Raw genomic sequence first — 13,951 nt, forward strand, 5'->3', positions numbered from 1 at the left:
GGGTTCTCATGAGATTTCAACACAGCGTTAGCTATGCAGCTTTGGTATCAGGTCTGGCGACGGCTTTGTTCTTTCCGACAGCCGTTCATGCGCAGCAGCCAGATGCGGCCAGCGAGGGCACGGACGATGGCACTATAGTTGTCACTGCCCGCCGCCGCGAAGAACGTCTCGTCGATGTCCCCCTTTCCATCACTGCCATAAGCGGCGACGATCTCGCCGCTTCGGGCGTGCAGGAAATCACTGAAATTGGACAGCAGGTGCCTAACCTGACTCTGGAAGTGTCACGCGGCACCAACACCACACTTACCGCCTTCATCCGCGGCGTGGGTCAGCAAGACCCGGTTGCCGGGTTTGAAGCGGGCGTCGGTCTCTATGTCGATGATGTGTACCTCAACCGACCGCAAGCCGCCGTGCTGGACATTTATGATGTCGAACGGATCGAAGTGCTACGTGGGCCGCAGGGTACATTATATGGCCGGAACACCATTGGCGGCGCGATTAAATATGTCTCACGGCGCCTGTCCGACGACACTTCGATCAAGGTAAAAGGGACCTACGGTTCCTATGATCAGGCCGACCTTATCGTGACGGCCTCTACCCCGATCACCGATAACCTGCGTATCGGTGCGAGCGGCGCACGGCTCAGCCGCGGCGGCTTTGGCGACAATCTGGTGCAGCCGGGTGTTGAAAATTACAACAAGGACGTCTGGGCGGCGCGCGGAAGTATTGAATATGATGACAACGGATTTTTCGTCCGTTTGTCCGGCGACTATATCCGCGACGAAAGCGATCCGCGTCAGGGGCACCGGTTAATCCCCAGCTTGCTGACCGATGCACCGGTTCTCGATGATGTCTTTGATACGCGAGCCGGTTTGACTGTACCCGAGCAGCTGGTCGAGGCCTATGGCGGATCGTTGCTCGTCGAAGCACCGGTATCGGACAATATTACGCTAAAAAGCATCACCGCTTACCGCGAGGACAAGTCTTCATCCAATATCGACTTTGATAGCCTGCCGTCTGAAGATCTCGACGTTCCGGTCATCTACGAAAATGATCAGTTCAGTCAGGAATTCCAGCTTTTGTATGAAAGTGACAGTCTGAACGGTGTTTTGGGTGCCTATTATCTGGATGCCAATGCGTTCAACGTATTTGACGTATTACTAGCGACGACTGGTGCCTTGCCATTTGTCGGCTTGCCCGGCCTTAATGCGCAGACACTAGGCGATGTCGATACCGAAACATGGTCGATATTCGGTGATTTCACTTATGACATTTCAGACCAGCTCAGCCTTTCAGTGGGTGGTCGCTACACAAGTGATAAACGTAGTGCACGGATCTTGCGAACCACGTTCATTAACGGGTTTTCCGATCAGTTTGGTGGTGCCGGCGTACCAATATTGGTAACTTCTGATTTCGAGGACAGCGACACATTCAAGGAATTCACACCGCGGGCGTCGATCAGTTGGAAACCGAATGAAAACCACAATATATACTTCACTTATTCACGAGGCTTCAAAGGCGGAGGATTTGATCCGCGCGGTCAGACGAGCGCGACACCGGATTTTGATCAGGATGGCACAGTTTCGGCGGACGAGGTTTTCAATTTCCTGCAATTTGATCCGGAAACGGTCGATAGTTATGAGCTGGGCTGGAAGGCGTCGCTGCTCGACAATCGCCTGAATGTAAGCTTCGCGCTGTTCAAGGGTGATTATTCTGATGTCCAGATACCCGGCTCTGTCGGCTTCGATACGGATGGGGACGGCACCAATGACAGCTTTGCTGGAATTACCTCCAACGCCGCCAGTGCTGACGTCAACGGCTTTGAATTTGAAGGCCGCGCTCTGGTCGGTAGGGACTTCGCTGGCCCAGGCAGTCGTTTCAATGTCAGTTGGTCGCTTGGCTATCTCGATGCCGATTTTAACACGTTTATCGACAATCTTGGCAATGACGTTGCCGACGAACGGGTGTTCCAGAACACGCCTGACTGGACCGGCAGCATGTCGTTCAATCTGGGCGTACCGGTGGCAAGCGGGATGCTGGATCTGATCAGCTCGATATCGTTCCGCAGCGATGCCAGCCAGTTTGAGTCACCCAATCCCTTCCTCGATCAGGACGGCTTTTCTCTGGTCGATGCCAGCCTGGTCTATACAGATGACAGCGACCTGTTCTCAATTGGTGTGCATGGCAAAAACCTGTTCGACAAACGCTACAAGGTGGCTGGCTATAATTTTGTTGCAGGAGGCCAGAATGGTGCACCATTTGTTTCAACTCTTGGACTGGAAGGAACCCTGACCTCTTTCTTCGGCGACCCAAGACGGGTATTTGTAACCGGTGAAATCAGATTCTAGGCCCGCGGAGCGTGGCTGACAATCTACCGCAGGCGGATGACAAAGAGGGTGGTCCGCCTGCCTATCGGGATCATTTTTATCGTAGCGGTGATGACCGACTAACGCTTTACGCGCGTATATACGAGAGCGACGGACCGCCGCTTTTGCTGATGCATGGGTTGACCCGTAACAGTGCCGATTTCGAAGGTCTCGCAACGCATCTGGCCGGGCACTACCGGCTGATCATACCGGACCAGCGCGGGCGCGGGCGATCAGATTATGACCCGGATCCGTTGCGTTACGAACCGGCCACATATGTTGTCGACATGTTAGCACTGATAGATAGCTTGCATCTCGATCAAGTCGGCCTGATCGGCACATCGATGGGCGGTCTGATGGCCATGATAATGGCTGGAATGGAATCAGAACGCTTTGACAGCCTTATTCTGAACGACATCGGCCCGGTTGTGGAGCAGGCTGGTCTGGATCGTATCCAGAGTTATGTCGGTGCGCTGCCTCCCTTCGAAAACTGGCAGCAGGCCGCAGATCATTGCCGCAATGTGCATGGCGAAGTGATGATCGGCTTTGACAACGAGGACTGGCTCGGTTTTGCCCGACGGACTTGTCAGCTCCTACCAAACGGCCGGATAAAGTTCGCTTATGATCCGGCTATTTCCGTAGGTCTTTCTGGTAGCCAACAAACAGCTGTGCCGCCTGATCTCTGGCCGATTTGGGATCAGTTAAGCACCCTGCCCACGCTCATCATCCACGGCGCATTGACAGACATAATCTCCCCGGGCACGGTGATGGAGATGCAAAACCGCCATTCAGGGCCAATCAGCGCCGTCGAGATTCCAGACCGCGGCCATGCACCGCTTCTGGACGAACCGGCGGCCCTTTCCGCAATTGCCAGTTTCTTAAAGAGCGTCGACCGGTAGATGGCGAGCAACGCCAATAGCGCCGCACGCGCAACATCCCCCAATGTCGCACTCGGCATGTTGCTGGTCGTCTACATTTTCAACTTTGTTGATCGGCAAATATTGGCAATACTTGCCGGCCCGATTCAGGCCGACCTCGGACTCAGCGACACACAAATGGGCCTGTTGGGTGGCATCGCCTTTGCGCTACTCTATTCCACATTAGCCGTGCCACTCGGCTGGATCGCGGACAAGACTAACCGCAGCTGGGTCATTACCCTTTCCCTGGCCGTGTGGAGCGGATTCACGGCCCTTTGCGGGTTTGCGCAGGGATTCTGGTCGATTTTTCTCGCGCGTCTCGGCGTCGGCGTTGGTGAGGCCGGCGGCGTTGCGCCGTCCTATGCGTTGATCGCAGACTATTTCCCCAGCGAAAGACGGGCGAGAGCCTTATCGATCTATTCGCTCGGCATCCCGATTGGCTCGGCTACCGGGGTAATGGCGGGCGGTTACATAGCCGCGACTGTGGACTGGCGCCTCGCCTTCCTTGTCGTTGGTCTGTCAGGTGTATTAATTGCGCCGTTGTTCAAATTTCTTGTCCGTGATCCGGTGAAACCACAAGCGATGATGGAAACCAAAGCGCCGCAACCGCGCTTTATTGATATCCTCAAGATTCTAGCCAAGAAGCGCGCCTTCTGGTTTCTGGCATTTGGTGCAGCTTCCAGTTCGATGCTTGGCTATGGCATCGCTTTCTGGCTGCCCAGCCTGTTGCAGCGCAGCTTTGGCCTCGACCTTATCGACACATCTCTGTTTTTCGGATCCGTTTTGCTGATTGGCGGCGTTGCTGGCGTTATTGGCGGCGGCATATTGGGAGACTGGCTGGGCAGCAAGAATAAGGGCGCCTATGGATTGGTGCCAGCCGCTGCTTTTTTGCTTGCTGTGCCCCTGTTTGCAGCTGGCATCCTCAGCAGCTCCGCCACCCTCGCCTTTGTCCTGTTTCTGATTCCGCAAGGGCTTGCTTATATTTGGCTCGGCCCGGTTCTGTCTGCCGTACAACATCTCGTCACCGCAGAAACCCGGGCCACGGCCTCGGCACTATTTCTTCTGATCAATAATCTGATCGGCATCGGCGGCGGAATATTTTTCCTCGGCGCGCTCTCTGATAGCCTAACGCCGATCTATGGCGAAGATGGCTTGCGCTATTCGATGCTGATCTCGCTGATATTCTATCTTTTTGCGGCAGGGTTCATGGCTCTCGCCGCGCGGCCGCTACAACGGGAATGGGTTGAAGATAGCTGATCAATCCAGCTGTTTGAGGATTGCATTCCCAGATTTCGCGAGGGACGACACATTTCATTGTAGATATTCTTGAGAATAATGACATTTATAGCAGGCTGTTGTCATCATAAGGATCAAGAAATGCATGTATTGAACCGGCCCTGCTTATGAATTCAATACGACTGGCCCTCTTCACTCGCTTTCCAACAGCAGGGTCAGCAAAGACACGATTAATTCCAGCTCTCGGAGCTGAAGGCGCGGCCAATGTGCATCGGCGATTGACCGAGAGGACGGTGAAAATTCTCAGACAGGTAGACCAGCCTGTTGAAGTGCGCTTTAGCGGTGGCGAGCAAGACGCATTTGGACGCTGGTTAGGCAGTGACCTTACCTATGTGCCGCAGGTTGAGGGTGATCTCACCGACCGTTTGCTCGCATCCATCGATCCGGCCCCGGTCATTTTTTTAGGCTCAGATACACCGGAACTTTCCGCCCAGCACGTCAGTACCGCGATTGATCTGCTGCAAAAAACCGATGTCGTAATCGGACCGGCAGACGACGGCGGCTATTATCTGATCGGGTGCGCGAAACCCTATCCATTATTATTCCGGGATATGCGCTGGAGCACGGAGCATGTTCTGCCGGACACGCTCGCACGCTTGCAGCACCATAAGATCGGGTTTGAACTGTTGGAAAAATTGCATGATTGCGATCGCCCGGACGATCTTGATCGCTGGCCATGGCTGACCGAATGAAAAGCGTTACCATCCTTGTCCCGATGCTCAACGAGCAATTGGCCTTGCCCGACACACTGGAAGGTATCAGATCGCTCGATCCGCAGCCGAATGAGACGCTGATTATAGACGGTGGCAGCGACGACAATTCAGTTGAAATGGCAAACGCTGCGGGCTTCAATGTCATGATAGCACCAAAAAAAGGGCGAGGCGCGCAGATCAATTTCGGCGTGCGTAAAGCCACTAGCGAGCTTGTCTGTATCCTCCATGCGGACAGCATATTGCCCGCAGACGCCGTTGCCGTGATACGTGAGGTTATGGCCGATGGCAGAACAAGCCTGGCCGGTTTCACACCCCGTATTGCTGGTCCTGCCGGAACACGCTGGGGTTCAACGCTGCACAACTGGATCAAAACCTGGTACATCCCATTATTCGCCCGCCCGCTTCTGTTCTTCGGCGGAGTTCGGCTGCTATTCGGTGACCATGCCATGTTTTTCAGACGCGACCAGTTTCTCGCCATAGACGGTTGCGATGAGCGCCTCGTGGTGATGGAAGAAGCCGATCTTTGCATCAAACTTGCCCGATTTGGCAAAGTCCGCATCATACCGCGCTGGGTCTGGACATCAGACAGGCGCATTACAGCATGGGGCCGATGGCGCGCCAACTGGATCTATCTTAAGGTCGGAATGATGTGGGCAATGGGCGCGCGTGAACGTCTTGCTGATCACTATCCGGATATTCGCTAGATGCGCTCGTCTTCTTTCCTCGCATTGTAACAAGGGGTTACCATAAGGGAGTACGCAGTGTAACCATGGTCCAATATCTACGAATAGGACTTATGACAGACATTTCACCCTTCTCAGTCGCTAATGCCCAACCGCTTGACTCCCGCAAATTTGTGGACCCCAAGCATACCGCAAACGGGGAAAAACGGGCCAGCGTAACGATGAACGGCCTTGATACCTTGTGGATCAACACCGGAACCTTGTGCAATCTGGCCTGCAAAAATTGCTATATCGAAAGCTCACCGACCAATGATGCATTAGTGTATATCACATTGGCAGAGGTGGAAGCGTTTCTCGACGAGATTGCAGCAAATGATCTGCCCACACGTGAGATTGCCTTTACCGGTGGCGAGCCATTCATGAACAAGGATATGATGGCGATATTGCAGGAATGTCTGTCGCGTGGATTCTCGGTGCTTATACTGACCAATGCCATGCGACCGATGCGAAGGTTTGAATCGGAGTTACTGGCATTGGACGGTCGCGAGCGGTTGACCTTCCGTGTCAGTCTGGATCATTTTACTCAGTCGACGCACGAGGCAGAGCGCGGCCCCGATAGCTGGGACAAGGCGCTGGATGGCATTGATTGGCTCAGCACGAACGGCTTCAAGATAGCGGTTGCAGGACGGCAGTTATCAGGCGAAAGCGAAGTGCAGGCCCGTGCAGGATATCGTGCGTTATTTACCGCAAACGGCTGGGCGATTGCCGTGGACGATCCCGCGCAACTGATGCTGTTCCCCGAAATGGATGCCCAAGCTGACATTGCCGAGATTACAGACGCATGCTGGAGCATCCTGGATGTTGATCCAGCCAACATCATGTGCGCATCCAGCCGTATGGTCGTAAAACGAAAAGGCGAAGCTGCGCCTCGTGTCGCGGCATGCACCTTGCTGCCCTATGACAAAGCGTTCGATATGGGCGCAACACTGGAAGAGGCGAGCCGTGCGGTGGCGCTAAATCATCCGCATTGCGCCCGCTTTTGCGTTCTTGGGGGCGCGAGCTGTTCAGCCTAATCAGCACCCAAGACCCGGCCGGCAACCGCATCGAGTTTCGCGATCAGCGCGGGTTTATATGCAGATGGATCTGTTATCAAAGCGGTGTCGAGGACAGTGTCAATGGGACTTGCCTCACGCTTCTCCGGTAGTGCCTTTACCAGATATTCCACAAGCGCACGGGCGGTTGCCGCATTGGCGCCGAGTTGGGCGATAATCGCTTCAACCTCCACAGGTGTTTCATTGTCGCGCCAGCAGTCATAGTCGGTGACCATTCCGATCAGCGCATAAGGCAGCTCTGCTTCTCGCGCCAGTTTCGCCTCTGGCATCGCCGTCATTCCGATCACATCTGCGCCCCAGCCACGATACATGTTGCTTTCCGCCTTACTGGAAAATTGCGGCCCCTCCATGGCAAGATAGGTCCCACTATCATGCACCGTGGCACCAGCATTTCTCGCTGCCATCGCAGCCTTGTCACGAAGCCGCGGACAGACGGGCTCCGCCATCGATACATGAGCCACCACGCCATCACCGAAATAGCTCTTTTCGCGCGCGAAGGTGCGGTCAATAAACTGGTCCACCGCAACAAAATGTCCCGGCGCCATTTTTTCAGTCAGTGAGCCGACAGCCGAGATAGAGACAATATCCGTCACGCCCTGACGCTTCAACGCATCAATATTGGCCCGGAAATTCAGCTGGCTCGGTCCAATGAAATGGCCACGCCCGTGGCGCGGCAAGAACACGCATTTGATCCCCTGAATATGCCCGATCAACAGATCATCAGATGGCGCACCCCATGGCGTATCAACCGACACCCAATGCGCATCCTCTAAAGCGTCCAGTTGATACAGCCCAGACCCCCCGATGATACCTAATGTCCAGTCGCTCATATTCGGGGCTCCGTCAGTTCAAACAAACCGCTATGGATATGACCGGCAGCTATCTTTGCTGCAAGTGTAAACATTGCGCTCGCCAAGAAGCGGTCGAAATTAGCGTTGTGGCGGCCCTCCCAACTGGATCCAAATCGAGTATCAAATGGGTTTCGAATAACCGACTATGTTGAGCTCCTGGGTTATCAGGGCAACTTTCATCGCTCTGTATCAACACTTGCAACATGGAGTTGTCCGCCCTTGCAGATGATGGTCCGCAAACCTTCTGGTATGGGACTCCCCACCGGATGCTTTCTGAGCCAAAGATGGTATAAATACCAGTACGGCATCATCAATGATGGTTCGGCCCTATGACGGACTGGCGGCTTTCAAACGGTAGAAAATTCCGCTTTCGTCTTGGCCCGTGAGCTCAAGCACGCCGCTGACAATATGCACCTTTCTCTCGTTCGTGGGAAAAGGAATGTCCGCCAGTACTTCGATAAACTGGGTCGGCATCGCGTGAAAATGGAAAGGACATCCAGGCGGATAAGCCAGCAATACGAACCTCTTCTGTTTTGCACCTTTTTCCAATGGCGTCATCCATCCTGCTACCTTGATGCGTTTTCCGGCGAGTGATTTTACGGCTGGTGTAAATAGCGGTTTTGAATAGATATAGCCGTCCTTGCCTTTTCGCGTTTTTTCTTTTGTCCCTTCCAGAACGGCCCATGATACTCCGCCTTTCGGGGTCGCTGCAGGTTTCCAGATGTCTTTTATCGGTGCCTTACCGCCATCTTGCATGGCCGCTGGTGCTGGCGCTGACGCAGCGGTTAGGGAAAGTGCTGATGCAATTATTATGGCGTGCAGGATTTTCATGGTTGACCTCATGATGTTCGGGCGAGGCTATTCGCCAGATTAATGCGGAAAATACGGGCTGCGGGAATAAGTGCGGCAATGACGCCGATGAGCAATACGGCAGCGATGATACCAAGTTCAGCCGGGAGAAACTGTGCTGCGCTTAGTCCAAGATCACTGAGCGTCTGGAAACTGCGGCTGGCGAAAAAAAGCGCCACATGCGCGGTGGCAATTCCCAGGGTTGCTCCGGCAGCTGCCGTTATCAGTCCTTCTAGCAATATTGTTCCGAAAACCTGGGACTTGCTGGCTCCCATCACCCGCAAGAGCGCAAGGTCGCCCTCACGTGCGCGGGCCATGTTCAACAGCGCAATGAAAATCGCAAGGCCGCCTGTGGCTGCGAGTATCCAAGCGAAGATCCGAGCACCCTCTATCCCTGCACCAAATAGGTCGAGCAAGCGTGCCGTTTCCACCGCTGGCGTTGCAGCCTGCATTTCGGTCTGGCGGTTGATCATGGCGGGAATGCGGATAGCCCCAGCCGCGTTACGATAGCTCACCAATATGGCGGTCAGTTCGGGTTGTAGTTCCCCACGCGCGGACAGCGCCTGATCATCCGTATCATGATCATGGCCGTGGTCGTGGTCATGTCCGGTTTTTTCCTGATTGTCATGATCATGTTCTATGCCGTGAACGTCCCAGACACTCTCCACCGAAGTCAGGATAAGGCGGTCGACGACGGTGCCCGTCGGGGCCAATATACCAACTGTTTTGAAGGGCGCGTGGTCATGCCCTTGCCCGTCCTGTTCTGCCGTTTCAAGGCCATGGCTACCGATAAACTGCTGTCCAAGCTGCGCACCGGTTGTTTTCGCTACCGCCGCACCTAAAACCGCATCCATTGGCTTTTCGAACATTTTGCCTTGTGCGATCTCGCTACCATAGAAAGTCGCATAGGATGCATCGGTTCCGATGATCCGATAGCCATCAAAATTATCTCCCAGTGCCAGAGGAATTGCCGCTTTCACCGCTGGGTCACTGCGCAGCATGTCAAGGCTGTCGAGCGGGATGTTGCCGGTCGGCTGGTCAATGTGAAAAATGCTTGAAAGAATGAGTTGTAGCGGCGAACCCTTCGCGCCCACGACCAGGTCAACACCTTGTGCATCACGATCCAGACGGTTGGAGAGCTGGTTGCCGAATTGCACCAGAAGGACCAGCATGGCCACAGAAATGCCGAGTAACAGGATGTTGAGTGCAGTGGTTAGGCTGCGGTCGCGCAAATAGGCAAGAGCAAGTCCAAACATGGTTCAGGCCGCTCTCAACAGATGTTCGGTTAGTGCAATCCGATTGGGGAATAGTGGAGTCAGCCGGTCATCGTGGGTGGCGATCAGCAGTGTGACACCATAGTCCGCAGCACATTCCAGCAAGAGATCTGCAACCTGCCGGGCATTGGTTTCATCCAATGCAGAGGTGGGCTCATCGGCAATGAGCAATCGGGGACGGGCAACCAACGCTCTGGCAATTGCTGCCCGCTGCGCTTCGCCTTGACTCATCTGATGGGGTTTCGCTTTGGCGCGGTGCGTGAGACCTAACCTCTCCAGCAGAGCAGCGATCAAGGGTGCATCTGTGGTGCCACGCGACAGGCGCTGGGCCAGTAAAAGATTGGCTGACAAATCCAGTGCAGAAACCAACCGTAACGTCTGAAAGACAATTCCGATATGTTCGCGCCGGATTTTATCGCGACCGCTTTCGGAGATGGCTGCAATATCATGACCTGCCACTCTGATCGCACCTTTTTCCGGTGACAACAGCCCGCAGATGAGATTGATGAGTGTTGTCTTGCCGGACCCTGAGGGACCTACAAGCAGATGATGATTCTGTTCTTCTATGGAGAAGTTAAAGCCGGAAAACAGGGGCTTTTCATTAACATGATAATGAAGATTCTCGATTTCAAGTAACATGGTTTTAGTGAAACATCGCCCTGTCAGCAGCCGGATCGCTGGTTTTTCCCGATGTCAGATTTTGCGGTTCATCCGCTTTCTGCCTGTCGATCCACGTTTCTTCAGCAGGCTCTTCATCTGCACGCGGTTCATTTGCGGCCGGTGTTTTCGGCATTGGCGACATTTTTCTGCGTTGGTTGAGGCTGGCACCCCAAGAACTGCTATTGTCAGAGGGTACTGCTTGAAACGGATTGAACCGCTGCATGCCAAATTCGCCATGAAAACTGCAAGCATGTACCGGTGTGCCAAAGCTCACTGTGGCCAGAGACAGAATCGCGATTGCACGGATGTTTTTGAGTTCGATCATGAATGTGATGATACATCATCTCATACGATTGTCCAAGTGTAATCTGATTGGATAGTGCCGATCCGATATTTCCAATCCAGTATCTTTATCACTGGCGGCAATTCCGGCAGGTTCCGGTCATTTCAAGAAAAATCTGGCTAATCTGGAACCTGCGCTTATCGCAATGCCGTCCCAGTCCTGCAATTGCATCAGGACATTCAAGCAACTCAAACTCACCACATTCGCGGCAAATGACTATCAAATCGGTTTTGGGAGATATTGCAACGAATGCATTTCGCGCCGTGATCCGTCTTGCCTTGCCGCTAGCGACAAGGCGTTCAAGAGCTCGGTACACCTGTGTCGTTGCAATCGGGGGTGTCATATTGGCTATCTGATATGCGCCAACGGGCCGCGTGCTGTTGTTGAGAACTTTCCAGACCTGTTCATCTATGACAAAGGCTTTCCGGCGCTCCAATTTCAAATTCCGCCATCGGCCACACATCGTGCACGACGCTTCCAGTTATTGATATGGGCAAATGCGACAATGATAGCGCCAATACTGCTCAGGATAATTTCATCGTTATGATATTTCGCAGTAAGGGCGACTGTCATGGACAAAAGTCCCGCAGCGCCCACTGCCAGTGGGATGACCGACTTATGTTGGCAGGTACCATATGCAAGGACCGACAGGCTCAAAGGCAATGCCAACAAGACAATGTAAAGATGCACCGCTTCCGGTAATGCCAAGACGTTAGCTAATGCAGGAATGGCAGCCAAAAGCAGCGGAAGGCCTAAGCAATGGACAACACAAAGGCCTGACAAGAGCACCGCCGAAGTTTCAAGCCGGTTCGTATGTTGTGGAGTCACTTTTGTATTTTCCTTGCAGGCTTCACGGTTAGAAATTAAACATTTATGATATGATACAACATTACATGATTCGCAAGGACTCAGTTTTATGATTTTTAATGCCAGCATGCGTCTACCCGTGACCGTCCTTTCCGGCTTTCTGGGAGCAGGCAAGACCACGCTATTGAACCACATTCTTGGTAACCGCGATGGCAAGCGGGTTGCGGTGATCGTGAATGATATGTCGGAAGTGAATATCGACGCCGATCTGGTGCGCGGCGGAGAGGCGGCTTTGTCGCGATCTGAAGAGACGCTGGTTGAAATGACCAATGGTTGCATTTGCTGCACGCTGCGTGATGATTTGCTGCTTGAGGTCCGCAAGCTATCTGAGGAAGGTCGCTTTGACTATCTCGTCATTGAAAGCACTGGCGTGTCCGAACCACTGCCGGTCGCAGCGACCTTTTCGTTTCGTGACGAGGAAGGACAATGTTTGGGCGATGCTGCCCGGCTCGATTGCATGGTCACTGTGGTCGATGCGGTCAACCTGATGAATGATTATTCCAGCCATGATTTCCTGGCTGACAGAGGCGAAACCGCCGGTGAGGGTGATGACCGCCGTCTGGTAAGCCTGTTGGTTGAGCAGATTGAATTTGCCGATGTTGTCATCGTCAACAAGGCGAGCGATGTATCTATCGAACAACTGGCTGTGGTAAAACAGGTTGTCGCTTCTCTAAATGCAGATGCCCGGATTATCGATGCGGATTACGCCAAGGTCGATCTTGATCAGATTCTCGACACCGGACTGTTTGATGACGAGAAGGCCGAAACCCATCCACTTTGGGCAAAAGAGCTGTTCGATTATGCCAGCCACCGTCCGGAGACAGAGGAATATGGCGTAGAGAGTTTTGTCTATCGCGCCCGCCGTCCGTTCGATCCCAAGCGCTTTTATGATTTCCTGACCCAAAACGGTCTCGATAGCGTTATCCGTGCCAAGGGGCATTTCTGGCTTGCCACTCGCCCCGACTATCTGGGCGAGCTGGCCGTGGCTGGCAGCCAAACCATCACCTCTCGCATGGGCCGCTGGTGGGCAGCGGTGCCGAAAAATCGTTGGCCAGATGACGGCAGCTTTGAACATTTTGTCATGCGCCACTGGGATCCCACATGGGGCGACCGGCGGCAGGAACTAGTGTTCATTGGTATCAGCATGGACGAGGCGCGCATCCGCCGCGAGCTCGACGCCTGTCTGGTCGAAGTTGATGCCTTTACCCCAGAGCAATGGGCAACACTTGCCGATCCCTTCCCTGCATGGGAAGCCCCTCAACCGATGTTGGAGTCAGCTGAATGAGCGTGGATATAAAAGAGCGTTCGATCGCGCTCATTGCGGGCAATGCAGAAGCCCTGAATGCGATCCGGGACGAAGGCACAGCAATTGCCATTTGGGAACGATCAACACCACCCGGACTGTCGGCGCTTAACCTGGATGGCATATTCGACGTCCGTTTTACCGCAGATGTCGAAAAGCTGTCGACCACCCTAGATGACGCTCTTGACGATGCAGGCCATGAAAGAGGCGATGCTCGGAACATATTGCACAAAGATGTTCTGGCGCTCGCCAACCGCTTCGCCAAGGTGATGCGGAGCGAGTTTGTCGAAGTCCGGCTGGAGCATGTCACCACAAATGCCTGCAGGAAATTTCACGCAGATTATGTCACAGCGCGGCTGATCACCACCTATTTGGGGCAAGGCACGCAATGGTTAGATGGTGATGATGCAGCCGATTGTGATTGTGGTGATCCCCATAATATACAGCAGATGCGAGCGGGCGATGTTGCCCTGTTCAAGGGCCGTCTCTGGTCACAAGACACCCCCGCTATCCATCGCTCCCCGCCGATAGAAGGCACTGGCGAAGAGCGGCTGATGCTGGTTATAAACCCAGTTCAGCGAAGTAGGGCTGTTTAACATTAATCCAGATCACCAAAGAGAAATAAATTCTGCTGTTTGTTAGAACGGTAATTCGCCGCAATTGCCTTCAATATCATCACCCGCAAAGGCCGCTTTCACAAATGGCAACATGTCAGCG

General features: G+C 53.7%; 14 protein-coding genes. 8 read left to right on the forward strand and 6 right to left on the reverse strand.

Annotation, left to right across the window (positions count from 1 at the left end; genetic code table 11):
* Window positions 1–8 precede the first annotated feature (8 nt).
* The 6 genes from DG177_RS07150 (at window position 9) to DG177_RS07175 (ending at window position 7,048) form a co-directional block, all read left to right on the forward strand.
* Window positions 9–2,348: a TonB-dependent receptor domain-containing protein gene (locus DG177_RS07150; protein ID WP_108810860.1), complete on the forward strand. Its 2,340-nt coding sequence runs from the start codon at window positions 9–11 to the stop codon at window positions 2,346–2,348.
* A gap of 11 nt (window positions 2,349–2,359) precedes the next feature.
* Window positions 2,360–3,265: an alpha/beta fold hydrolase gene (locus tag DG177_RS07155; protein WP_337658598.1), complete on the forward strand. Its 906-nt coding sequence runs from the start codon at window positions 2,360–2,362 to the stop codon at window positions 3,263–3,265.
* The gene (locus tag DG177_RS07160; protein WP_108810861.1) at window positions 3,266–4,540 is read left to right on the forward strand and encodes an MFS transporter; all 1,275 of its coding nucleotides are present in this window, start codon (window positions 3,266–3,268) and stop codon (window positions 4,538–4,540) included. It abuts the gene before it with no gap.
* 146 nt (window positions 4,541–4,686) lie between these two features.
* A complete protein-coding gene (locus tag DG177_RS07165; protein WP_108810862.1) occupies window positions 4,687–5,271 on the forward strand; it encodes a TIGR04282 family arsenosugar biosynthesis glycosyltransferase in 585 nt (194 codons plus the stop codon).
* The gene (locus DG177_RS07170) at window positions 5,268–5,996 is read left to right on the forward strand and encodes a glycosyltransferase (protein WP_108810863.1); all 729 of its coding nucleotides are present in this window, start codon (window positions 5,268–5,270) and stop codon (window positions 5,994–5,996) included. The genes DG177_RS07165 and DG177_RS07170 overlap by 4 nt, the downstream gene beginning before the upstream one ends.
* Before the next feature lie 92 nt (window positions 5,997–6,088).
* Window positions 6,089–7,048: a radical SAM protein gene (locus DG177_RS07175; RefSeq protein ID WP_337658599.1), complete on the forward strand. Its 960-nt coding sequence runs from the start codon at window positions 6,089–6,091 to the stop codon at window positions 7,046–7,048.
* Here DG177_RS07175 and DG177_RS07180 read toward each other — a convergent pair.
* From DG177_RS07180 to DG177_RS07210, 6 genes are all read right to left on the reverse strand, one after another.
* Window positions 7,045–7,917, reverse strand: coding sequence for an S-methyl-5'-thioadenosine phosphorylase (locus tag DG177_RS07180; RefSeq protein WP_108810865.1), 873 nt, complete (start codon window positions 7,915–7,917; stop codon window positions 7,045–7,047). The two genes, DG177_RS07175 and DG177_RS07180, sit on opposite strands and share 4 nt — an antisense overlap.
* A 348-nt stretch (window positions 7,918–8,265) precedes the next feature.
* Window positions 8,266–8,769 carry a DUF3299 domain-containing protein gene (locus DG177_RS07185; protein ID WP_337658600.1) on the reverse strand — a complete coding sequence of 168 codons (504 nt, stop codon included), beginning with the start codon at window positions 8,767–8,769 and terminating at the stop codon, window positions 8,266–8,268.
* An 8-nt stretch (window positions 8,770–8,777) separates the two neighbouring features.
* Window positions 8,778–10,043 carry an ABC transporter permease gene (locus DG177_RS07190; RefSeq protein WP_108810866.1) on the reverse strand — a complete coding sequence of 422 codons (1,266 nt, stop codon included), beginning with the start codon at window positions 10,041–10,043 and terminating at the stop codon, window positions 8,778–8,780.
* 3 nt (window positions 10,044–10,046) lie between these two features.
* A complete protein-coding gene (locus DG177_RS07195; protein ID WP_108810867.1) occupies window positions 10,047–10,700 on the reverse strand; it encodes an ATP-binding cassette domain-containing protein in 654 nt (217 codons plus the stop codon).
* Between the two features lie 4 nt (window positions 10,701–10,704).
* A complete protein-coding gene (locus DG177_RS07200; protein ID WP_108810868.1) occupies window positions 10,705–11,046 on the reverse strand; it encodes a hypothetical protein in 342 nt (113 codons plus the stop codon).
* A 456-nt stretch (window positions 11,047–11,502) separates the two neighbouring features.
* Window positions 11,503–12,000, reverse strand: a complete 498-nt coding sequence (locus DG177_RS07210; protein WP_337658601.1) for a MerC domain-containing protein — start codon at window positions 11,998–12,000, stop codon at window positions 11,503–11,505.
* Here DG177_RS07210 and DG177_RS07215 point away from each other — a divergent pair.
* A complete protein-coding gene (locus DG177_RS07215) occupies window positions 11,981–13,216 on the forward strand; it encodes a GTP-binding protein (RefSeq protein WP_337658602.1) in 1,236 nt (411 codons plus the stop codon). The two genes, DG177_RS07210 and DG177_RS07215, sit on opposite strands and share 20 nt — an antisense overlap.
* On the forward strand, window positions 13,213–13,830 hold the full coding sequence (locus DG177_RS07220; RefSeq protein WP_108810872.1) for a DUF1826 domain-containing protein: 618 nt from the start codon (window positions 13,213–13,215) through the stop codon (window positions 13,828–13,830). Before DG177_RS07215 ends, DG177_RS07220 begins: the two co-directional genes overlap by 4 nt.
* Window positions 13,831–13,951 lie beyond the last annotated feature (121 nt).

The organism is Sphingorhabdus sp. Alg231-15 (assembly GCF_900149705.1).
Taxonomy (GTDB): Bacteria; Pseudomonadota; Alphaproteobacteria; order Sphingomonadales; family Sphingomonadaceae; genus Parasphingorhabdus.